Annotated in this window: 19 protein-coding genes and 2 riboswitches; of the genes, 3 read left to right on the forward strand and 16 right to left on the reverse strand. The window is 30.9% G+C overall.

Annotated elements, in window-relative coordinates; translation table 11 throughout:
- Positions 1 to 90 precede the first annotated feature (90 nt).
- From DMR38_RS15975 to DMR38_RS16030, 12 genes are all read right to left on the reverse strand, one after another.
- Positions 91 to 1425, reverse strand: a complete 1335-nt coding sequence (locus DMR38_RS15975) for a cobyrinate a,c-diamide synthase (RefSeq protein ID WP_127722269.1) — start codon at positions 1423 to 1425, stop codon at positions 91 to 93.
- Positions 1426 to 1448: 23 nt separating this feature from the next.
- Positions 1449 to 2423 (reverse strand): porphobilinogen synthase, encoded by a 975-nt coding sequence (gene hemB / locus DMR38_RS15980; RefSeq protein ID WP_127722270.1) that lies wholly within the window; start codon positions 2421 to 2423, stop codon positions 1449 to 1451.
- A 6-nt stretch (positions 2424 to 2429) separates the two neighbouring features.
- The gene (gene cobA, locus DMR38_RS15985; protein ID WP_127722271.1) at positions 2430 to 3890 is read right to left on the reverse strand and encodes a uroporphyrinogen-III C-methyltransferase; all 1461 of its coding nucleotides are present in this window, start codon (positions 3888 to 3890) and stop codon (positions 2430 to 2432) included.
- Positions 3891 to 3900: 10 nt separating this feature from the next.
- Positions 3901 to 4773, reverse strand: a complete 873-nt coding sequence (gene hemC, locus DMR38_RS15990; protein WP_127722272.1) for a hydroxymethylbilane synthase — start codon at positions 4771 to 4773, stop codon at positions 3901 to 3903.
- Positions 4770 to 5432 carry an NAD(P)-dependent oxidoreductase gene (locus tag DMR38_RS15995; protein ID WP_127722273.1) on the reverse strand — a complete coding sequence of 221 codons (663 nt, stop codon included), beginning with the start codon at positions 5430 to 5432 and terminating at the stop codon, positions 4770 to 4772. The genes hemC and DMR38_RS15995 overlap by 4 nt, the downstream gene beginning before the upstream one ends.
- Before the next feature lie 21 nt (positions 5433 to 5453).
- Positions 5454 to 6563 (reverse strand): histidinol-phosphate transaminase, encoded by a 1110-nt coding sequence (locus tag DMR38_RS16000; RefSeq protein ID WP_127722274.1) that lies wholly within the window; start codon positions 6561 to 6563, stop codon positions 5454 to 5456.
- A 33-nt stretch (positions 6564 to 6596) separates the two neighbouring features.
- On the reverse strand, positions 6597 to 7550 hold the full coding sequence (gene cbiB / locus DMR38_RS16005; RefSeq protein ID WP_175413035.1) for an adenosylcobinamide-phosphate synthase CbiB: 954 nt from the start codon (positions 7548 to 7550) through the stop codon (positions 6597 to 6599).
- A gap of 50 nt (positions 7551 to 7600) precedes the next feature.
- The gene (locus DMR38_RS16010) at positions 7601 to 9118 is read right to left on the reverse strand and encodes a cobyric acid synthase (RefSeq protein WP_127722276.1); all 1518 of its coding nucleotides are present in this window, start codon (positions 9116 to 9118) and stop codon (positions 7601 to 7603) included.
- Between the two features lie 173 nt (positions 9119 to 9291).
- Positions 9292 to 9465, reverse strand: a riboswitch (cobalamin riboswitch).
- A gap of 111 nt (positions 9466 to 9576) precedes the next feature.
- Positions 9577 to 10302, reverse strand: a complete 726-nt coding sequence (locus tag DMR38_RS16015; RefSeq protein ID WP_127722277.1) for an ABC transporter ATP-binding protein — start codon at positions 10300 to 10302, stop codon at positions 9577 to 9579.
- Entirely contained in the window at positions 10299 to 11105 is an 807-nt protein-coding gene (locus tag DMR38_RS16020; RefSeq protein ID WP_127722278.1) for an energy-coupling factor transporter transmembrane component T, read from the reverse strand. Before DMR38_RS16020 ends, DMR38_RS16015 begins: the two co-directional genes overlap by 4 nt.
- A gap of 99 nt (positions 11106 to 11204) precedes the next feature.
- Positions 11205 to 11753, reverse strand: a complete 549-nt coding sequence (locus DMR38_RS16025; RefSeq protein ID WP_127722279.1) for an NUDIX hydrolase — start codon at positions 11751 to 11753, stop codon at positions 11205 to 11207.
- Positions 11753 to 13201 (reverse strand): PLP-dependent aminotransferase family protein, encoded by a 1449-nt coding sequence (locus tag DMR38_RS16030; RefSeq protein WP_127722280.1) that lies wholly within the window; start codon positions 13199 to 13201, stop codon positions 11753 to 11755. Before DMR38_RS16030 ends, DMR38_RS16025 begins: the two co-directional genes overlap by 1 nt.
- 203 nt (positions 13202 to 13404) lie before the next feature.
- Here DMR38_RS16030 and DMR38_RS16035 point away from each other — a divergent pair, with 203 nt between their 5' ends.
- From DMR38_RS16035 to DMR38_RS16050, 3 genes are all read left to right on the forward strand, one after another.
- Complete coding sequence (locus tag DMR38_RS16035; RefSeq protein ID WP_127722281.1) at positions 13405 to 15567, forward strand: YhgE/Pip domain-containing protein; 2163 nt, start codon at positions 13405 to 13407, stop codon at positions 15565 to 15567.
- A gap of 32 nt (positions 15568 to 15599) precedes the next feature.
- Positions 15600 to 17759 (forward strand): YhgE/Pip domain-containing protein, encoded by a 2160-nt coding sequence (locus DMR38_RS16040; RefSeq protein WP_127722282.1) that lies wholly within the window; start codon positions 15600 to 15602, stop codon positions 17757 to 17759.
- Between the two features lie 245 nt (positions 17760 to 18004).
- Positions 18005 to 18679 carry a CatA-like O-acetyltransferase gene (locus DMR38_RS16050; RefSeq protein ID WP_127722283.1) on the forward strand — a complete coding sequence of 225 codons (675 nt, stop codon included), beginning with the start codon at positions 18005 to 18007 and terminating at the stop codon, positions 18677 to 18679.
- Positions 18680 to 19603: 924 nt separating this feature from the next.
- Here the strand turns inward: DMR38_RS16050 and DMR38_RS16055 are convergent.
- From DMR38_RS16055 to argF, 4 genes are all read right to left on the reverse strand, one after another.
- Positions 19604 to 20425 (reverse strand): MetQ/NlpA family ABC transporter substrate-binding protein, encoded by an 822-nt coding sequence (locus DMR38_RS16055; protein ID WP_127722284.1) that lies wholly within the window; start codon positions 20423 to 20425, stop codon positions 19604 to 19606.
- Positions 20426 to 20560: 135 nt separating this feature from the next.
- Positions 20561 to 20668: riboswitch (SAM riboswitch) on the reverse strand.
- 70 nt (positions 20669 to 20738) lie between these two features.
- Entirely contained in the window at positions 20739 to 22196 is a 1458-nt protein-coding gene (locus DMR38_RS16060) for a basic amino acid/polyamine antiporter (RefSeq protein WP_127722285.1), read from the reverse strand.
- Positions 22197 to 22554: 358 nt separating this feature from the next.
- Complete coding sequence (gene arcC, locus DMR38_RS16065) at positions 22555 to 23505, reverse strand: carbamate kinase (protein ID WP_127722286.1); 951 nt, start codon at positions 23503 to 23505, stop codon at positions 22555 to 22557.
- Between the two features lie 20 nt (positions 23506 to 23525).
- Positions 23526 to 24524, reverse strand: coding sequence for an ornithine carbamoyltransferase (gene argF / locus DMR38_RS16070; RefSeq protein ID WP_127722287.1), 999 nt, complete (start codon positions 24522 to 24524; stop codon positions 23526 to 23528).
- Between the last annotated feature and the right edge of the window lie 139 nt (positions 24525 to 24663).

Consider the following 24663-nt stretch of genomic DNA (forward strand, 5'->3'; position numbering starts at 1 on the left):
CAAATTTACTTTTAAAATTATTAAATTGACTCTTTACTATATAAGACACTAAAAACATAAAAATAGTAACGCACTTTTTAAAAAATTTTTTTATTTTTTTGATGTCCCTGAAATCTTTTGTAACATATCTAAGTTTCCAAAGAAGTGAATGTGTGCATAAGCTCCCAAAGTATTGTTCTTAACGTACCCGCAGTTCCACTTTTTTATTTTTCCATCATAAGTATCTTTAGTAACGTTATAAATTTTTTCTTCTTCTGAATCAATATAGGATTTATGAAATTCATGACAATTTACTTTAAGCCCTAAAGGTAAAATGTTATTTTCTTTAGCCACTTCTATCTCGGCATATCCAAAGTTTTGTAATCTTGAAGTCATGTGAGCCTTTCCTTTAAAAAATCCAACTGTGTCAAAAGCAGCACTTTTGTCTACATTTTCCATACCTTCTGTCAAATACATAAGTCCTCCGCATTCAGCATAGCATCTAAGTCCTGATTTTAATTCTGTTTTTATACTTTCCATCATAGATCTATTGCTGCTAAGCTCCTCTATAAAAACTTCAGGATATCCGCCTCCTATGTACAAAAAGTCTATATTAGAAGGTAATTTTTTATCTTCAAGGGGACTAAAAAATATAGTTTCACCTAGTTCCTCTAAAAGTTCTATATTTTCCTTGTAATAAAAGCTGAAGGCTTTATCGTAAGCTACTGCCGTTCTTATCTTCCTATTTTCAATATGGTAGTCATCCTTAAAGTTATTGTTTTCCTTAAAACATCTAAGCAGCATTTCAACATCCACATTTTTCAAAATAAGTTCACTGCATAGGTCTATCTTTTCATTTAAGTCACCTACTTCACTGCTTTGGACAAGTCCTAAATGTCTGCTCTTAAGGGAAAGCCTTTCATCCTTTGGAATGTAGCCAAATACCTTTATATTGCAATTTTTTTCTACAGCAGCTTTCAAAAGTTTATAGTAGCTATCTCCTATATTATTAAATATCACTCCTGCTATATTTAAATTTTCAAAGTTCACTATTCCATTTATTTCAGCACATAAGGTAGTACTTTGAGACTTAGGACTCATGACAAGTACCACAGGCAAGTCCAGTACCTCAGATATATTAGCTGTAGAATACCTGCTGTCTATTCCCTTGCCATCATATAATCCCATAACACCTTCAATTATTCCCAGGTCTCCTTTTCCCCTACTGAAAGAGGCCTTTACTCCCTCTTCTCCCATAAGGTATAAATCCAAATTTCTAGAACTAGTTCCAGTTATACTTCTATGAAATGCAGGATCTATATAATCCGGTCCTACTTTGTAGCCTTGAACTTTATAGCCTTTTTTCATAAGAGCTTTCATAAGTCCAATAGTTACTGTAGTTTTTCCGCCTCCACTGCTGTTTGATGATACAATAATACTTTTCAATACCCATCACCCTATTTCATTTTTTACTTGAACTCTTCTTTAATCCACCTGCATATGTCAAGAGCATAATAAGTAATTATCATTCCTGCTCCTGCCCTCTTTATGCAAGTTAGCATTTCCTTTACTATAGCTTTTTCATCTATAAGACCAGCTTTAGCTGCTGCTTTAACCATGGCAAATTCTCCACTTACATTATAAGCAGCTACTGGCAAGTCAAATTTGTCCCTGGCAAGTCTCACTACATCCAGATAAGGAAGAGCTGGTTTTACCATTATTATGTCTGCCCCTTCTTTTATATCATCTTCTATTTCCAGCATAGCTTCTCTTACATTGGATGGATCCATCTGATAACCCTTTCTGTCACCAAATTTAGGTGCTGAATCCGCTGCATCTCTAAAAGGTCCATAAAATGCAGAACAGTATTTGGCACTGTAAGCCATTATAGCTACATTTTTAAATCCATTTTCATCTAATATGTTTCTAATAGCCTCAACTCTTCCATCCATCATATCAGACGGTGCTACCATATCTGCTCCAGCTTGTGCATGAGAAAGTGCTATTTTAGCTATATATTTAAGTGTTTCATCATTGTCTACTTCATGTCCATTGAGTATTCCACAGTGGCCGTGACTTGTATACTCACACATACATACATCTGTAATTATATAAAGTTCTGGATCTAATTCCCTCAGTTTTCTAACTGCCTTTTGAATTATTCCGTTTTCCTCAAAAGCTGAAGTTGCCACCTCATCCTTATGATCTGGAATTCCAAATAAAATTACACTCTTTACTCCCGCATCCTTAATTTCTTTTACAGCTTCAGGAAGCCTGTCAATAGAATAGTGGTAATTATTATCCAGTGAAGATATTTCTTCTTTAATATTTTCTCCTTCTACCACAAATAATGGGTAAATAAAATCGCTTGGATTGAGTACAGTTTCCCTAACCATATCCCGTATAATTGGATTCTTTCTAAGTCTTCTGTGTCTTCTAAACATGTTTTTTTACTTCCCTTCTAATAGTCGTTTTATAACTCCGTCTGTAGTATATTCTTCAGACATTTCATAATCTATATCATGCTTTTTCAGTTCTTTACCTGTTATAGGTCCTATAGAAATTACCTGTTTTTCCTTTATAGCAGAAAGTCCTACCAGTTCTATCATGTTTCTAACTGTAGTTGGACTTGTAAAAATAACTGTATCTACATCATTGAAACAATTTTTATCAGTTAGGCTGCCAGCTATTGTCTCATAAGTATAGCATTCATCTACCATGCAACCTTCTTCTCTCAAGGCTTCTGCCAAATAAGGCCTTGCATTTTTAGATCTTGGAATAAATACCTTGTCTCCTTTTTTTATAAAACCTTTCATTTTATCATGGAGACTTTCAGCTACAAACTTTTCTGCTACTATTTCAGGTATAATTCCCTTATTTTTTATGGCTCTTTCTGTAGCAGGACCTATAGCTGCAAATTTTCCTTTTATATTTCTAATATCATAATTTTCGGTTAGAAGCCTTTCAAAAAAGCTGTTCACCCCATTTACACTGGTGAAAATAATATAATCATACTCCGGCAATTTATCTAAATACTCTTTGATATTTTCTGAAGTATATTTTATTTCTATAGAATGTATCTCAGTAACCTGAGCTCCTAAATCAAGAAGTTTTTCTCTCATTTCACGAGACTGGGCCTTTGACCTTGTGATACATACATTTTTTCCAAAGAGAGGCTTTTTCTCATACCAATCAAGCTGCTCATTGAATTTTATAACATCTCCTATAACTATTATACAGGGAGAAGTCAGTCCTGCTTTTTCAGCTTTTTCTTTTATGTCTTTTATTTTTCCTACAACTTTTTTCTGCTTTGAAGTAGTTCCTCTCATAACTACTGCACAAGGAGTATTTTCATCCATACCATTTTCCTTAAGCTTGCTGCATATTACCTCCAAGTTTCTAAATCCCATTAAGAAAATCAGTGTTCCTCCTATTTTAGCTGCAGCTTTCCAATTTATATCCAGCTTTTCAGCAGTCTTTCCTGTAAAGATATGAAAGCTTCGAGCTACCTTTCTATGAGTTACAGGTATTCCTGCATAATTTAAGGCTGAAATTGGAGAAGTGATTCCAGGTATAACCTCAAACTCTATATTTTCTTTTAAAAGAGCAAGAGCTTCTTCCCCTCCTCTTCCAAATACATAGGGATCTCCGCCTTTAATTCTTCCTACTACATGTCCCTTTTTAGCAAGTTCAACTAACATGTTATTTATTTCATCTTGATTTTTATAATGGCATCCTGGTTCCTTACCACAGTAATATATTTCACAGTCTTCATTTACATATTTTAGAATTCCAGGTCCTGCCAATCTGTCATACATAACTGCAGTACATTCACTTAGTTTTCTCACTGCCTTTAAAGTTATAAGTTCCTCATCTCCAGGTCCTGCACCAATAAGATAAACTTTACCCATAGTATCCTCCTTAAGCTTTCAATATCATTTTTGCAAGTTTTTCACCTAAAACCATATAATCTTCCTTGTTCCCTGTTACATCCTTTTTTATAAGTTTATTTCCTACCATAAACATTCCCATAATATTTATAGTATCTTTATCTATTTTTGCATAGGCACCTATAGTTGAATGGCAATCTCCATTTAATGTCCTCATAAAGCTTCTTTCAGCTTCTACACAAATTCTTGTATTTTCATCGTCTAATTTACTGAAAAAGCTCCTATTTTTACTGTCTCTTTTTGTTTCTATGCCAAGGGCTCCTTGTCCAATTGCAGGTACCATATCTTCCACTTTAAAATACTCAGTAACTAGTTCATCTAAGTGGGATCTTTTAATTCCTGCAGCTGCCAAAACTATGCCATCTAAGTTTTGACTTTCTATTTTACTTATTCTAGTCTGTATATTTCCCCTTATAGGAGCTATCTCTATATCCGGCCTTAATATCTTTAACTGCTCTGCTCTTCTGTTGCTGCTTGTCCCAATTTTAGCTCCTTTAGGAAGTTCATTAAAAGGTACTTTATCTTTAGATACAAAGGCATCTCTTACATCTTCTCTCTGCATAATAGCAGCTATTTCAAAATCTTCCGGAACATCAAAAGGTACATCTTTCATACTATGAACTGCTGCATCTGCTTCATCTTTGAGAAGTGCCAGTTCAATTTCCTTTAAAAAAAGACCTTTTCCACCTATTTTATTTAAGGCTATGTCAAGTCTCTTATCTCCCATTGTCTCTATAAGCACTTTTTCACACTTTGCATTATAATCTTTTTCCAGTATATCCATTACTATTTCAGTTTGAGTCTGGGCTAATTTGCTCTTTCTAGTTGCAATTTTAAAATTCAAATGTTATCACCATCCTGTGTTATCCTTAAATTTGCTATTGTAAAAAACATATTTATTACATCTAGGGCCTTTCCCTTTTTATAAAAGAAGTAAAAATCATCTGTACATATAAACTTCATAATTTTTTTCTTATCATCTATACTGCAAATGCTGTTTCTTATATGAGAAGTAAATTCTACAAATTCATCATAGTCCTTTATATAATCTACCAGCTTATTTGCAATAAATACAGAAGTTACAGGTGATACTCCTTTTGTATTTATCCCAATTGAAATATTTTTAGTATTTCTCTGGCAGGGTGTAATGCAATTTCCATTTTCAGGCTTAGTTGCATCTATATATATCTTACATAACTTTCTGCAATCCTCTGCTATACTGTAGTTTACTTTCACATCATCTGTAGCTATTACTACAAGGTGCTTGTCTTCTATATACTTCTTTTCATACTCTGCATTAATTATATTTACATTAGAGAGGCCAACTATATTTTCAAAATCATCCATAAACTTTTTAGACAATATATAAACCTGACATCCTTTTTTTGAAAAGGTTTTTGATTTAATGTAAGCTGCATGTCCTCCACCTAATATAATTACTTTTATTTTAGGAGATAGCAGCGACACAAGCATATTATTATTTTCTAAATTGTTTACCTTCATCTCTCCTTCTCCCCTTAAAGCTTAAGTAGTTACATCTTTACTTATTTTTTTTAACACTTGTAGTATTCTTTCATTTCTGCACCTATCTTTTACCGCTAATCTTATAAATTTACTATCAAGTTCCTTAAAATTACTGCATCTTCTTATGAGAACATCTTCTTTTAAACACCTATCATATAGCTTCTGACAATCTTCATATTTCATTTTACATAATACAAAATTACTGTAACTATCATACACTTTTTCAAACAAAGGTATTTCTTTTAACTCATCTAACATAAATCTTCTCTCTTTTTCTATCCAACAAATGGACTCTTCTATGTATTTCTTATCTTTAAAAACATTCTCAGCTGCTGTTTCTGCAAAAGAGTTTATGTTCCATGGATTTTGTTTTGATTTTATACTTTTTATTAAATTTTGATTTTTACAAAGTCCATATCCCATTCTTATTCCCGGCAGTGCAAAAAATTTCGTAAGAGCTCTGATTAAAAATATACATTTATATTTGTGGGCTTCCCTTAAAAAAGAACATCCTCTTTTTCCTGTAAACTCCACAAAAGCTTCATCTATAATTATAGTTTTATGATTTTCCTCACAGTAATCAAGTATTTCTTTAAACTTCTCTTTATCTATTACGCCGCCATTTGGATTATTTGGATTACCAATAATTAATGCTTCTGACTTTGTTATTTTTTGTCTGATATCTTTATAATCATACTCCATATTTTCTTTTAAATGTGAATGTATTATTTGGCAGTTCCATTTTGCTGCATTTTTTTCATATTCTATAAAAGAAGGTACTACAATGCAAATGCTTTTAAAAGAACTGATTACAAGATCTATTATTTCTGCAGCTCCATTACCTAATACAATGTTTGTATCTTCAATGCTGCTTGATATTTTTTCTTCTTCAATATAGAAGTAATTTAAAGAGAAATTTATATACTCTTTTATTGAATTTTTAAGTTGTCTATACTCCACATCAGGATACTTTTCTACATCTTTTAATGCTTTATCTATATTTTCTTTGAAACTTAAAGGTACTCCTAGTGGATTTATATTTGAACTGAAATCCAAAAGCTTTCTTCCCTTTAAAAGTCCCTCTGTATATATATCTCCACCATGTTCCATAATAACACATCCCTATATAATTGATTTTCTAAATTACGCTCTGGGTAATCCAATTATAACTATTCCACATAAAATCATAAAAAGTATTTCCGTAAAATACATAATTATTATGCACTGTCCTATATGTTTGAAACTTAGTTCCATAAGTTTATCCCCTATAGTAGGCTTATAAACTACTTGGCCAAAATAAACATTTGTACCACCAAGCTGTATTCTCATAGCCCCAGCTGCTGCTGCCTCAGGATAAGCACAATTTGGACTCTTGTGGTTTTTCCTGTCCCTTATCATTATTTTAAAACACTTAAAAGGATTTCCCTTTACTACAAAAGCTGATATACACATAAGTCCCCCTGTAATTCTAGAAGGTATAAAATTAAATACGTCATCTACCTTTGCAGGAAAAAATCCTATGTACCTATACTTTTCATTCATATACCCAAGCATGGAGTCCATGGTATTTATCCCCTTATAGAGCATAGCAAGTGGTGCTCCAAAAATAGCTGCATATATAAGTGGTGCTATTACTCCATCGGAGGTATTTTCCGCCACAGTTTCCACATCTGCCCTTATTATTTCCTGACTGGTTAAAGCAGACGTATCTCTTCCAACTATATAGGAAAGCTTTGTCCTTGCATCTGCAATATCGCCTTTTTTAAGGGCATAGTATACTTTCTTTGCCTCTATAGCAAGGCATTTAGCAGAAATAGTCGTCCAAATAATAAGTATATTTAATATGTTGTATAAAATAAAATTTTTTCTAAAAAGCATTAGCACTGCAAAAGGCACAATAAAACTAACCATTGCTACTAGAAAAACTATCAAACCACCAAAGGCCCTTAAGCTCTCATTCTTTTTACAAAGTTTTCTTCCCTTTTTATCTAAATAAGATATAAGTTTTCCTATATATATAACGGGATGGGGAAACCAATAGGGATCTCCAATTATCCAATCAATTACAACTGCTATCACAATATCTATTAAATTCATAAATACAAAAGAACTGGACAAATTTAACCCCTCTTTTCTAATATTAATTATTATCTTTTAATGCCCATAATACTATATATCTTGTCTATATCTAAATTCTTTCTCACTATGCTTGCTAACTTATCCAATTCCCCTTCTCTGAGATTTTCATATGCTTTTGATTTTTTATATCCTAATCCTTTATTTTCTCTTATCTTATTTACAATGAATTCCCTAAAGTCAATTCCATCAAAAACTCCATGTATATAAGATCCAATTACATTCCCTGACATATTTATGGCACCATCTTCTGTGTCAACCTTTTCACCATTTTTATCAGTTATATTAAATAATGGTCTTGCATCTTTTCCATACTTACATATTCCCATATGTATTTCATATCCATATACATCCAATCTTCTATTAGTTAATGATTCACTATCCCTTTTCATTGGGAAGTCAATTTCGCTTTTTGCATTTACTCTGGTTGTAACTTTTTCTTTTTCAAATATAGTTTCTATGTCTAAAAGCCCTATGCCTTCTACTTTTCCTACATCTGTCTCCACTCCATAAGGATCTTCTATAACTTTACCAAGCATTTGATATCCACCGCACAGTCCTATGACAAGTCCAGTTTTACTATATTCTTTTATACGTTTTTCAAGGCCGCACTGTCTAATTTTAAGTAAATCTTCTATAGTATTTTTACTTCCTGGAATAATTACTAAGTCCGGATTTCCAAACTCTTCTACAGATGTTATAAATCTTACGGAAACGTCTTCTTCACTTTTAAGTGCATCTAAATCTGTAAAATTAGATATATGAGGCAGCTTTATTACAGCTATGTCAATAGGTGCTGTAACTTTTTTATTAAATTCTACAGCTCCATCTTCATCCTCAAGAGCCAATCTAAAATGAGGTATAACACCAAGGCAAGGTACCTTTACTATATCCTCAAGCATCTTAAGTCCGGGCTCCAGTATATCTTTGTCTCCTCTAAATTTATTTATTATAGTACCCTTTACTCTTTTTTTCTCATCTTCTGTAAAAAGCAGCATTGTTCCTGCAATGGATGCAAATACTCCTCCTTTGTCTATGTCTCCTGCTAAAAGTACTGGTGCATCTACTGATTCTGCCATACCCATATTCACAATGTCTCTATCTCTTAAATTTATTTCTGCAGGACTTCCTGCACCTTCCATTACTATTATGTCAAATTTCTTCTCCATCTTTTCAAAGTGTTCTTTAAGCATATCCCTAAATTCCAGCTTCAAATTATGATACTGCATAGCAGTGCTGTTGCCATACACTTTTCCGTTAACTATAATTTGACATTTTTTATCTGAAGTTGGTTTTAACAATATAGGGTTCATATATGCTTCCGGCTGCAATCCAGCTGCATAAGCCTGAAGTACCTGAGCCCGTCCCATTTCTTTGCCATCTAATGTTATATAAGAATTTAATGACATATTTTGAGATTTAAAAGGACATACTGAATAACCATCTTGTTTAAATATTCTACAAAGGGCTGAAACAATTATACTTTTTCCTACAGAAGAACCTGTTCCCTGAATCATAATTTTTGCCATAACAAATACTCCTTCCAAAACTTCCTAAATATAATAAAAAGTTTACTTTTAATTAATACACACATATCTATATCAAAGCCAAAAGGCAGTAAGCCTTAGAAAGCTAACTGCCTTTAACATAAAAACCTCAACTTAAGCTGAGGTTAACCACACTAAAAGTTTCTCTCCCTCCGAAAGCATAATGACAATCAGGCAGGTCTCCTGGCTTATGATTCATATTTACTTTAACCTTCCTCTTTTAAGAGTGGTAACTAAAGTTCATCATCAAATACAGTAGCGGGGGCTGCTGCGGAGTTTAACCGCATTCCCTTTTCACCTATAAAGGCACCTGAGTCTTCTATTCAATTTATACTCTAAGTTTATTATAATTATAGTTTTATGTCAACTTTAAATATCCAATATATTACATAAAATAAATAAAAATTTCATGTAATTCTAAAGTATTACAGTTAATAACATTATTTGATATTATATTTTACTAAAAACTCACTATCTTCCATTACGTTGTTGTAAGAGTCGTCCCTTATTATATTATGATCTTCAGAAAATACGAGAACTCGTTTAAAAAGTCCATTAACATATTCAAAATCATGTGTTGAACATATTATGGTTTTCCCTGCTTTATTTAATTTGATAAAAAGATCATTTAAGAATTTCTTTCCCTTAGGGTCTATCCCACTCATAGGTTCATCTAAAACCAGGACTTCAGGATTGAGAGCAAGTACAGCAGCTATAGCCACTCTCTTCTTTTCTCCGCCACTTATGTTATAGGGCTCCCTGTTTTCTAAATCTTTCACATTTAAAAGTTCTAGACAGTCATTTACCCTTTTATTTACTTCATCTTCATCCATTCCCATTTGCCTTGGTCCAAAAGCAATTTCCTCGTATACGCTAGAGCAAAAAAGTTGTGCATCGGAGTTTTGGAATACAAATCCAACTTTTTTATGAAACTTCTTTGAGAAATTACCTTTTTCCAATTCATTTTTGCATATTTTCACATCATCAAAATAGTAATTTCCCTTTGTGGGAAATACCACTCCATTTAATAATTTTAAGAAGGTAGACTTACCGCTTCCATTTGCACCTATAAGTGCTATGGATTCTCCTCGTTCTATAGTTACATTTATATCTTTTAATACTTCATTATCTTTATATTTAAAAAAAGCGTCCTCAATTTTTATCATCTTAATCCCACCCTAGATATGTAAAAATACATAGTTATGATAAGTACATTAACTATTAAATATATTAGATCAAAAAACTTAAATTTAAATTTTTTGTGAGACACATACTCTCCTGTAAATCCCCTGCATTCCATAGCACAATACATTTCATCTCCCATTTCTTTTGATTTTAAAAATAAACTTCCAATTATCTTTGAAATAGAAGAATATTTTTTACTATTTTTTCCTATAGATCTAAGCTTTAGTGCATAAAACATGTCCAAAGAAAATTCACCTAATATATAAATGTATTTTAAAGTTATGTCAAATACCAAAATAAATATGTCCGGTATAAAAAACATCTTTAGCGCCTTAGTTATGTCATGCCATTTAGTTGTATAAGATAAAACATTTATTGAAATTATAGTACCAACTACTTTTAGTAAAAGCATTTCACTATTTCTAATGTTCCCCATAAATATAGAAGGTATGAGCATTATAAATGTAAAAAATGGAATAGAAATGCTTAAAAGGAGTATTTTTTTTATATCTTGAACATCCAAAAAACTTAAAATTAGTAGAAAATAAACATCTACAAGCATTACATAAGTAAAATTTTTAGACAATGATAAAAATAATATATTTAAAATAGTAAAGGAAAGTTTTAACATAGGATTTAAATTGTACATAAAGCTATTATTTACTTTATTGTTTCTTTTAATAAGGGATAATAGATGTAATATAGAAAATATACTTTTATCTATAAATTTATCTTTATCCTCTTCGGGAACGTATTCATCTTTTTTAAAAAGCCAATCCTCCATAAATTACACCTTCAATTCTAATTTTTTAATTTTCTCACTTCCTTGTTAAAAATATATCATACTAACGATTATTATTCAATTAAATAAAAAATATTCTTGTTAGCTTAATCCATAAAAAACATACCATACACCCATTCCTATGGCAGTTCCACTTTTCTGTTCCTTAATTAAAAAATCTTTAAGTTGTTCTCTGTGAAGTGCAATTACCTGTATATCTTCCTCTGGCTCCAATTTCTGTATAGGAATTTGATTTTCAATTAAATCTTCATATATATCAACCCTTGCTAATGTAACTTTATCTGTTAAAAGTGCAGGATTTGAATAAAGCAAAGGACTCATTGATTTTACTTCTCCCTTATATCCAGTTTCCTCCTCCAACTCTCGTAGTGCATTTTCGACTATATTATCCCCTTCAACAAGGCCTGCTGGAAATCCAATAACGTATTTATCTATAGCAGGTCTATATTGTTTGATAAATATATACTTATTAGATGGTACAAGCTTGCTAATTATTACTACTGTATTTGTAGTATTGGTTCTTTTTATTCTTTCCCACTTTAAGTCCTCATTATTTTTTCCCTTATAAGTTATTTCCTGTAATTGAATCCACTTTCCTTTATACAGTGTTTTTTCCGATATTTTTTTCATCAATCCCATCCTCCTATTTTTTTGGTCTCCTGACCTATTATCATAATTCCCTTTTTAATATCTTCTTCACTTACTCTTGAAAATCCAAGCCTAAAGGTATCATATCCCTCATCATTTACATAAAATACATCACCAGGAGTAAATATTACTCCTCTCTTACAGCATCTTTCTAAAAGCTTTCTGGAACTTATATTCTTTAGCTTTATAAATATATGCATTCCACCCTCACCAAATATATCTTCACAAGGAATATACTCTCTTGCACATTTTAAGGTGAATTCATATTTTTCCTTATATACTCTTCGAGCTTTCTTTATGTACTTTTCAAAATTTCCCTGATTTAAGTAATCATAAAAAATTGCCTGATCTAAAGAAGAAGTGTGAATATTTCTAGCTCTTTTACAACTCTCTAAATAGTTTATAAGCACTTTATCCGCAAGTATCCATCCTATCCTTATTCCAGGAAACAACACCTTTGAAAAGCTTCCTATATATAGGATACTATTTCCACTGCCGCTAAACGCAGCTATAGGTGCTACATGTGTTCCTGAATACCTAAGTTCTTCATTAAATCCATCTTCAATTATAGGAACATTATAACTTTTAAGTATATTATATAATTTCACCCTATTTTCAGGAGGCATGACAATACCTGTAGGATTTTGATAGGATGGAATAAAATATGATATTCTAAATTTATTTTTTTTCAGCTCTTTACTAAGATCTTTTAAACATACTCCATCTTTTTCAACTTTTACTCCAGTTATATTGAGTCCATGTAGTTTCATAATTTTAATTGCAGTATTATGAGTTGGATTTTCACACAGTATCTTGTCTCCCCTGTCTGTAAGGCAAGATAATATTAAATCAAATCCTTCTGTAAATCCATTTGTTATGAGTATATCCTTTTCCTTTGTACAAACTCCTTTACTTTCCATATATTTAAGCAAATATTGAATAAGGGGTCTATAACCTTTAGCATATCCATAATTCAACACTTTTTCTCCTTCTATAGACATACGATTTAAAAAAGCTTTTTTAAATTCATCTACATTAAAAAGTTTTTCATCAGGGGCTATACTTTTAAAGGATATCATTCCTTTTTCCCATTTTGCTTCATGTTTTACTATATCTAATCTTTCAGAAAGTTTGCCATATTGATTTACTTTGTCTTCCCAATCTATACTCCACTTTTCCTGAAAATCTACTTTTACATCCGATACAAAGGTACCCCTTCCTTTTTTCATGTATACAAATCCTTCATCTTGCAAAAATTCATAAGCATACATTACACTATTTCTACTTATTTTTAACATTGAAGCCATCTCTCTTGTGGAAGGAAGTTTTTCTCCACTTCTAAGCATACCTTTCAGTATCATATCTTTAATATAATCTTTTAGCTGTATATATACAAGCCTCTCTTTATTTATCTTCAGTTCCGAAAACATGACACGTTTCACCTCAAATATATTCTTGCACAATTTTACTAATAAATAAAGAATAACATATAAATAAGTTATTGACATATATTAAAAAAAATGTTTCAATAATGCTGACTGGTCAGTTAATATTTAACTACTATGTAATTTCATTACTTAAAATAATTTTTCCATGTGTTTAGTATATATATTTACAATAGGAGGATTCATATATGATAAGAACTATTATAAAAATTTTTAAAACAGATATGAGAAGTATTTTTAAAAATAAAATGACAATGTTGATTGTTGCAGGTGTATGTATTCTTCCCTCTCTCTATGCATGGGTCAATATAAAAGCATGTTGGGATCCTTATGGAAATACAAGCAGCATTCCTGTTGCCATAGTTAACGAGGACAAGGGTACGAACTTGAAATGGAAAAATTTAAATGCAGGAAATAAGATTGTAGAAAAATTAAAAAATAACCATAAAATAGGGTGGAAGTTTGTAAATGCTAAAAATGCGGATATGGGTATTATAGATGGTACATACTATGCCATGATAAAAATTCCAGAAGATTTTTCAAAAAATATTACAAGCATAACATCAGATGCTCCTAAAAAAACTCAAATCATTTATAAAGTGAATACAAAGAATAGTCCTGTAGCTCTTAAAATAACTGATGCAGCTAGAAACACACTGGCAGAACAGATAAAATCAAGCTTTATATATACAGTAAATCAAACTATATTTTCTTCTTTGAACGTTCTTGGTAAAAATGCAGAAAATGATGAACAAAACATTATAAATTTGAAGGATGAAATAATAAAATTAAGTGACAATATGAATATTATAACAGATGTCCTTGAAGGCATAAGCGATGATTCAAATGATTTGAATTCGACGCTTTCTGAGATTAAATCAGGTATTCCTATGATAAATTCAAGAATATCTACTTTAGAAAATAGTAATGAAACCAACAGCTCATCTGTACTATTCCTTCAGTCTTCTATGAATAATACCTTTGATGACATTGAAATTAATTTAAATACCTCAAAAACTGATATGTATAGAATTCAAAATTTGATATTAAATCTTAATTCAGCAGCCTCAAATTCGAAGTACTCAAATATAAATACCACTGTAACTAAAATTAATTATGAGATAAATATCTTATACAATAAAATCAACTCCACCATTAACATTCTTGAAAAATTTAATAATTTTAAGAACGATGACAATATATCAAGCCTTATAAATTTATTAAAAAATACTAGAAATTCACTAAATACAGAGAAAAGCAAAATAAGCAATATTGAAAGCCAGTTTGAAAGTTCAAATGAAATAAATAAAGATTTGATTAATTCAGTAACAAATGACACTGCAAATTTAAATCAGCAATTAATAGATGAAAGCAATGAATACAACGGACAGGTAAGAAAAAACTTGAATTCTACAGCAGCTGAACTTATTGAATCCACAAATAAAGCTTCTTCTGTTTTAAAATCCGTACAGAATCTTACTTCCTATGGAGATAGTTCTATAGATATGTTAATAAACGGAAGTAATCTGACAGCAAATTCATCCAGTAAACTAAACAATAGATTACTGGAATTCAAGGGTATTGTTAACAAGTTGGCAGATAAACTCAAACTGGTAACTAATAATGACATAATACAGATAATAACCATATTGCAAAATAATCCTGACTTTATGGGAAACGCAGCGTCAAGTCCCTTTAATATCAAGGAACAGAATATATACACTATTTCAAACTTTGGCTCCTCCATGGCTCCAGCTTATACTACACTTTCAATCTGGATTGGTTCTATTATTCTTGTATCCATTTTTAAAACAGATGCAGACAGATTTAAAGGCGATGAAGGTTTTAGCACAAAAGAAAGATATCTTGGTAAAATGAGTACTTTTATAGCTTTTGCATTAGTACAGGGATTTATAGTTGCTGTTGGGGACAAACTTTTGCTAAATGTCCAAATGGTAAATGTATTTTTAATGATAATGGTAGCACTAGTTTCATCTTTTACTTTTACTGTAATAACTTACACTCTTGTTTCCATGTTTGGAAACTTAGGGAAGGCTATATCCATTGTTTTGCTTATAACTCAAATATCAGGAAGTGGGGCTACTTATCCTATACAACTTGATCCACTTATTTTTAGAATAATACAGCCTTTGTTTCCATTTACCTATTCAGTAAACGGATTCAGAGAAGCCATAGCAGGGCCTCTTATAAGTACTGTAGCTATGGATTTTACATTTATGCTTTTAATTTCAATGTGCTTTATACTATTTGGTATATTTTTAAAGAAACATTTGCAAGATAAAATCTATAAATTTAGAGCCAAGCTTACACAATCTGGTATGGGAGATTAAACAATATTAATTTTATACAAGGAGGGAATATATTGAAGGTAGTATTCAAATTATTAAAAAGGGATTTTAAAAATATAATAAAAACTCCATCAGTACTTGCCTTAATTTTATTATTGTGTATCCTGCCATCTCCCTATGCCTGGATTAGCATTAAAGCCTCATGGAATCCTTATGCCAATACAAATAGAATGCCTATAGGCGTAGTAAATAATGACGGTGGTACAACTTTTAATGGGAAAAATATAAATGTTGGAAATGAAATAGTTAAGAGCTTAAAGAAAAACAATTCCATAAATTGGATTTTTGTAGATGACTGGCAGGGAAATTATAACCTTAATTCAGGTAAATATTATTCACTTATAGAGATACCTGCTGACTTTTCCAGTAAACTTTCCACTTTAATTACAGCATCTCCTGAAAAGCCTAATATAATATATAAATCCAATGAAAAGCTAAATGGAATAGCCACTAAAATTACGGATTCAGCTAAAACTTCTCTATCAGATAATATAAAAAGCTCTCTTGCAAAATCAGTAAACAAAGAAGCTCTCAAACTACTAAACTCTACAGGTAAAAAGCTTGAAACGGACAAGCCTGAAATTTTACAGTTAAAGGATACATTACCTGAAGCCGTATCCACTGTAAATGATATAAAAAATCATATATCACAAGAAAACTCTAACTCGAAAAGTCTTCAGCAATATCTAAGTGGAGTTCAAACAGATTTGCCAAAGTTGTCCAAAGAGATAACCAATCTCCATAATATTGTAGCACAGAGCAGAACACTAACTTTATCTACCAAACAATCTTTAAATTCTATGCAAAATGATTTGAATAAAGATATAAATGAAATTGAATCAAAAGAAAATCAAGTTCAACTTTTGTTTAACAACCTACAAAATATAAATAATACCGATGCTGGTAAAAGTTCATCCACAAGCATTATAGGAAATATGACTAATTTAAATAATTCTTTAATGGACAAAGTAGATATGGATATTAAAATTCTAAATGAGATAAATGAAATTACAAATACTAATATAACAAATAATCTTACAAATTCATTGAAATCACTAAGAAATTCATTAAATACTGAAAACCATTATTTAGTGGAGTTAAAAGATTTAATAAATAGCAATTCTTCACAAGATAGTATTAATCAAGTTATATATGAATCTTCATCATTAAGTAGTGAATTATCGGAAGATATAAGCAATATATCAGATATGTTTTATTCAGGAACATATGAATCCATGAATTTATTATCAGACGCATTGACAGCCAATTTAGATAGTATTGATTCAGTACTTAGTGCAACTGGACAATTGCTACCTGAATTAAATCTTGTGGCAAACTCAGGAATATCAAGCAGTAAAAATTTAGTCAATCAAAGGAACAGGTTAAATAAGAAATTAATAGACATCCAAAATAACTTGAACAAATTAAGCAATAAACTGAAGGATTTAAACGATGAAAACTTAACTTCAATAATAAATATAATGGAAAAGGATCCTAATAAAATATCAGATTTTATATCATCACCTATTGAGGTAAAAAGTATCGAACTATACAATTCAGGTCTTTTTGGATATGGAATAACGCCTTTTTACACTACTCTTGCAATATGGGTGGGAGTTTTGCTACTATGCTCCATACTAACACTAAAATGTAAAGATCTCGAAAGTGGAGAAAAAGTTAAATTGTCACATAAATATTTTTCGAAATTGCTTCTGTTTTTAATAATATCAATTATACAAACTACCATTATAACTTTAGGAGACATATATATAGTAGGAATAAAGCCTGAAAATTCATGGCTTATGATGGGATTTGCATTTACCTGCAGCTTTACTTTCACTATTATTGTAGTTACATTGGTATCTATTATGGGTAACATTGGGAAAGCCGCTGCAGTTGTAATAATGGTCTTTCAAATTGCAGGGGCAGGAGGACTTTATCCTGTAAAAACCTTACCTCAGATATTTGGAGTACTAGAACCACTTTGGCCTTTTACATATGCTATAAATGGATTCAGGGAAGCTATAGCAGGACCTATTTGGAGTAATGTGTATAAGGATTTTCTCACTTTAATGGCTTTTGCAGGTGCATTTTTGATTATTGCTGTCTTAAAAAAGCCTCTTCACAAATTAACTGATAAAGCAGAGGGTGAATTCAAAGAATCAGGCTTATAGTAATACCAACAATTATATAATTAACTTGATAACAAATAATTATAGTATAATATGTTTATATGATAATGCAGTTAAATTGGAAGCTTTTAATGGAGATTTTTATAAGAAAGCTTCATATATGGCAAAAGATAAAAATGTAATATGGACAACTTTATTACAGAATTATTTATGAGCTAGATAAATTATGAGAGATGAGGTTATAATTTGATTATAAATTAATTGAAATCAAATAGAGGTATAATCATATGAATACAAGTTTTCATACTATTGACATGGAGACATGGCCAAGAGCACACACATATAATTATTTTACAAAAACGGTATCAACACTTATTTATTCTATTAACGTAAAGGTTGATGTTACAATCCTTAAAGATACATTAAAAAGTAAAGGCTTAAAATTCTTTCCTACATATCTTTATTTGGTAACCAGAGCTATTGGAAAACACCAGGAATTTCTTATGGCAATTCAAGATGATATGTTAGGATATTGGGATTGTCGAACTCCTTTTTATCCAATATTTCACAAAGATGATAAAACAATAACATTTCTTTGGACGGAATATGATGAGGATTTTGAGGTGTTTTATAAAAATTATATTTCAGACATGAAACAGTATGGGAAGAGTCATGGTATTATGTTATCAAAGGAAGCACCACCTTCTAACAACTATATCATATCTTGTATTCCGTGGTTTAGTTTTAATAGTTTATCAATGCAATTGCAAAATGCAAAAAATTATTATGCACCAATTTTTGAATCTGGTGGATTTACTGAAACAAATGGTATAATTATGATGCCTTTATCTATTACAGTTAATCATGCTGCAGTAGATGGTTATCATATAAAGATGCTTTTAGATGAATTACAATGGACAATGAATCATCCTGAAGTGTGGATTAAAGGTACAGAAGTATAAATTTAACTAACACAAAAGTGACAATAATATTTCACAATATTCTTATTTTGTCTATCATCAGCAGGCAATCCAATTTCATCTTCAACCTTCTTCGGTGTTAATATTTTATTGCCAATATATAGTGGTTTGTTTAATAAGATGCTCAGTAGTTTTGCGAAAGTGTTTAGATAACTTTTTTATATTATTAGAATTTATAACAAGGTGCATATCATTATTTGAGGGTTCGTAATAGCGTTCTTGTATCATTCCATCATTCATATGCAAGCCATATTTATAAAAAAATGGATGCCAATAAGCAGGTACTTTATATGGGCAACAATGTAAATAACAACAAAGATACAAATATTTATACAAATAAGCATACCAGCCATAACGGTTATGTTTAAAACTATCCACAACTAAATTGTAATTTGTGGAGTTATTTCAAATTATCTTATTTTGTTCCATATATAATTCTCCATAAAAGTTCTTCACATTATATTGTATGATATTAACTCATATTGTTCTTAATTATTTCTACCAATTTTATAATTTTATTATGGAATTAATGTTTTCTATTACTGGGTATAAAGACATATTTATTAATCAAATATTAATTATTATATAAAAATTTAAAATATGTATTATTTATAACTAAAAAATAAACTTATACTTCTGACATTTTTACAACCACAAGCACGATTAAATATTTTGACAAGTCTTAGTAGAAAATATTTAAATGCGCCTATTTATTGTAAAAATATCTATACGTATAAGCTTATTTCAAGTTAGATTACTATATATAGTACTTTTAAGTAAAATTTGAACTTATACAAGGTGAATATGCTGCCAAAATTGAAGCCACATTTAAAATTTTTTTATAGTAGTGAAATTTGGCAGCATACTCCGCTGTATATGTAAACTTTTTACTTACAACTCTATTTTCTAAAATGCTGGAATTATGCTTCCATTATATTTTTCCTGTATAAACTTCTTAATTGATGGATCGTTAACAGCCTTTGCTAATGCCTTAATATAAGGTTTGTCTTTATTTTCTTTTTTAACAGCAATTATATTGGCATAAGGTGAATCCTTAGATTCTATGGCAATAGCATCTTTAAGTGGATTTAACTTTGCTTGAAGTGCATAGTTTGTATTTATAACTGCTGCATCTACTTCTGTTAAAGTTCTTGGAAGTTGTGGTGCATCAAGTTCCTGGAATTTTAAGTTTTTCTTATTTTCAGTTATATCCAATTTTGAAATAAGATCTCCGCTCTTTACTTTTATAATTCCTTCATGAGCCAATAACTTTAATGCTCTTGCACCATTTGTAGGATCATTTGGTATTGCAATTTCAGCACCATTTTTCAAATCTTTTAAACTCTTGATTTTATTAGAATAAACTCCCATAGGTTCAAGATGTACTTTTGCTACATAATCTAAATTTGTATTGTTCTTTTTATTGAATTCATTTAAATATGGAATATGCTGAAAGAAGTTTGCATCTATATCTCCTGAATCCAAAGCCTTATTAGGAGTTACATAATCTGTAAACTGAACTATTTGTAAATCGTACCCTTGTTTCTTCAGTATAGGTTTTACCTTTTCTAATATTTCAGCATGAGGCTGTGGAGATGCTCCTACTTTTATTACTTTTTTGTCGTCACCTTTACTACTGCTTGAAGAACTTGTACTGTTTTGAGCACCACATCCAGCTAATGCCAAGATCAATGTTAGTGATAAAATAACTGTAATTAATTTTTTCATTTTGCTTCCCTCCAATTATAAAATAATAGACAATTTCTAAGCATTAAGCTGAAATATAAAATTTTCATATCATATTTTCAATTTAAAACCAAATAAAGCTCGAGGAACAACCTCGAGCTAAAAATCTCAATGATCCTCTCATCTTCCAGCTTATGCTGCAGGAATTAGCACCACTATACTATTAAAAATAGTATTGGTTGCCGGGCTTCATAGGGCCAGTCCCTCCACCTCTCTTGATAAGTTAATATTAAATTTTGTTAACTTGTGATTTACATTATAACAGCGAAATTTAAAGATGTCAACAACATTATTGCTATTTTATCGCAATTTTCCCTGCAACTATCATATATATACTTATAACTGCAAGAATTACTAAAATTGTTACTACACCTTTTTCTATATTTGTAAAAGCAGTTGTATTTCCCTCTTTTCTAGCTTTATAAAAAACTAAAATTCCACCTGAAAATAATATAGTAAGAAGAAGCATATAACTTAAGCCTGCTGCATATATAAGCCAAACTGCATATATAACTGACAATCCCGATATAGCCATATCTCTAATTCTTGTATTATCACCTGCAATATATGTCTCCTTAGTAATAGTTAATTTTAGAGCATACAATGCACTAAAAAAATATGGTACTAATACGGCAGAACTTGCAATAGCGTATAGTATCTGATACGAACTTTTAGAAAAGAAAGCCCATATTAAGAAAACTTGAGTTACTATATTTGTAACCAAAAGCGCATTTTTAGGTGCTCCATTTGCATTTTCTTCTGTAAAAAACTTTGGAAATGCTTTACCTTTGCCTGCAGAATATGACAATTCTGAACATATCAAAGTCCATCCAAGAAATGCACCTAATAATGATATTATTAAACCTACATTTACTACTACAGCACCCGATTTACCAACCATATATTCTAGTGCATATGCCATAGAAGGGCTCTTTAATCCAGCCAATTGAGCTTGTTCCATTGTACCAAGTGCCAATAATGATACTAAAACATAAATAATAAGTACTCCTAGTAATCCTACTATAGTGGCTTTACTGATATCCTTTCTTACTTTTGCTTGCTTTGAAAATACAACTGCACTTTCTATACCAATAAATGCCCACAAGGTTATAAGCATTGTACCCTTTACCTGTGTCAATACGCTTCCAAGATTAGTGCTCATATTTCCCCAAAAATCCAAGTTGAATATATTAACTTTAAACATAATTATTGATACTATTATAAATACAAATATAGGTATAAGTTTTCCAATAGTAGTTAAAACGTTTACCCATGCAGCTGTTTTTACACCTTTTAATATAAGTGCATTAACACCCCATATTAATATAGATTCACCTATTAGCGCAGATAAATTGTTTCCATTTCCAAATACAGGAAAGAAATATCCTATTGTACAAAAAAGCATAACCAAATATGAAACATCGCCTAACATCGAGCTAACCCAGTGTCCCCAAGCACAATTAAATCCTGTATATTCTCCGAAACCTTCTTTAGCATAGCTATATATACCGCAGTCCAAATCTGGTTTCCGCTGAGATAAATTTTGAAATACATAACCAAGTGTAAACATTCCAACTCCAGTAATAATCCATGCTATAATAATTGCACCTGGACTTGCTACCTTTGCCATATCTGCTGGAAAAGAAAAAGCCCCACCACCAATTATAGAACCAATTACTAATCCAATTAAAGGTACAAGTCCCAATTTTCCTTCTCCTTGGTTTTGTACACTACCTTCTATACTACTTTGCATACTAACACTCCTCCTTATAAACATCAATAATCTTTTGTAAAACTAAGTAAGCGTTAACTTTGTGACTTTCATATAAAAATTTCTAAATTTGATACTTATTTTTGAATAAAATATGCGGTAACTTTATGTCTAGAAATCATTTTTATTTATAAAATTACTGCCAGATAAATTATATATGGCAGTAATTTTATAATCTAACATTTCCTTATCTCAACTTTACTTTATTAGTAAATTCCCTATGCTATATAGATATTTACTAAGTAAGATAATAAATATACTTTTGTTAAATATTCATTATGCTATACAAACACTACAGCATATAATATATTTTTAATTAGATTGCATTTGTTCGTTAAAATTATACTGTTATGGTTGTACCAGTCAAACCCATTATGGATTCTTTAGCTTTTTCAAGTGAAGTAATGACTGCTATTCTCCCTAGTTTTGATTGTACAAAAGATAATGCAGCTTTAACTTTTGGAAGCATGGAACCTGGTGCAAAATGTCCTTCCTCAATGTATTTTTCAGCTTCATCTACTGTCATTTTTAAAATATTTTTCTGATTTGGTTTACCAAAATTAATTGATACTTGTTCTACTGCAGTTAAAATAACTAATTTATCTGCATTGAGCAATTCTGCGATTTTTTCTGAAGCAAAATCTTTATCAATTACTGCAGGAACTCCTTCAAGGTTTCCATTTCCCTTATCAACTACAGGAATGCCGCCACCGCCTACCGTGATAACAACATGTCCAGCATTAACTAGAGTTTTAATTACAGGTTCTTCGATCACAGTTTTAGGAAGTGGTGAAGGAACTACTCTCCTCCATCCTCTGTTTGCATCTTCTTTCATAACATATCCTTTTTCATCCATAAGTTTTTTCGCTTGTTCTTCTGTAAAAAATGACCCTACAGGTTTAGTTGGATTTCTGAAAGCTGGATCGTTTTCATCTACTACAACTTGAGTAATTACTGTAGCAATTTCCTTACTTAATCCTCTTTTTTTCATTTCTTCTTTTATTGCCTGCTGAAGTTGATATCCTATATATCCCTGACTCATTGCGCCGCATTCTGGGAAAGGCATAATTGGATTTTTTTCATTTACTGCTGCAGCTGTTTCATATGCAGCAACTAACTGCCCAACCTGAGGTCCATTTCCGTGTGCTATTACTACTTCATGACCTTCTTCAATAAGGTCAACAATTGGTTTTGCCGTTTCTATACATGTTTTTAGTTGTGTTTCAGCTGATTTGTCATTAGGATTAGCCTGCAGTGCATTTCCACCTAATGCTACTACTATTTTTGACATATTTTACTTCTCCTTTCTAACTAATCTCCAAGTGTAGCAACCATAACTGCTTTTATAGTATGCATTCTGTTTTCTGCTTCATCAAATACTACTGAATGCTTTCCTTCAAATACTTCATCTGTAACTTCCATTTCATTTAAGCCAAATTTATCATGTATCTGTTTCCCCACTTTAGTTTTTAAATCATGGAAAGAAGGGAGACAATGTTCAAATATTACCTTTTCATTTCCTGTCTTCTCTATCATTTCTTTATTTATCTGATATGGTTTCAAAAGCTTTATTCTCTTTTCCCATACTTCATCAGGTTCTCCCATAGATACCCATACATCCGTATAAAGAACATCTGCATCTTTTACACCTTCATCAATATTATCAGTTATTGTGATCTTTGCTCCTGTTTCCTTTGCTACATTTTTGCATTTAGTTAACAATTCTTCTGATGGAAATAATTCTTTAGGACTAACTATTCTAAAATCCATACCCATTTTTGATGCACCAATCATAAGTGCATTTGCTACATTGTTTCTTCCATCTCCAGAATATACAAACACCATCTTGTTATATGGTTTATTCAAATGTTCTTTTGCAGTAAGGAAATCTGCCAATACTTGAGTAGGATGGTCAGCATCTGTAAGGCCATTCCATACTGGGACTCCTGAATATTTAGCCAAATCTTCAACTGTTTCCTGTGCAAATCCTCTATATTCTATGCCATCAAACATTCTTCCAAGTACTCTTGCAGTATCTGCTGCTGACTCTTTCTTGCCCATTTGGCTTCCAGTTGGTCCTAAATATGTTACATTTGCTCCTTGATCCTTTGCTCCAACTTCAAATGCACATCTTGTCCTAGTTGAATCCTTTTCAAACAATAGAACTATATTCTTTCCTTTAAGTTTTTTTTGCTCCGTTCCAGCATACTTTGCCCTCTTGAGATCTGCTGCAAGATCAAGCATAAAATTTATTTCCTTTGTTGTAAAATCCATTAGTGTTAAAAAATTTCTGTTTCTTAAATTGTACATTTAACTACCTCCTATATTGATTATGATTTATTCTAGAATGTAAGTTTCAAAATAAATCAAGATAATTCAAAAAGTTCTTAAAATAATTTTTTTAAATTTACTATCTTCAATACAGTACTTGCACAGAATGATTTACGCA

Origin of the sequence: Clostridium sp. AWRP, assembly GCF_004006395.2 — a bacterium.
Taxonomy (GTDB): domain Bacteria; phylum Bacillota; class Clostridia; order Clostridiales; family Clostridiaceae; genus Clostridium_B.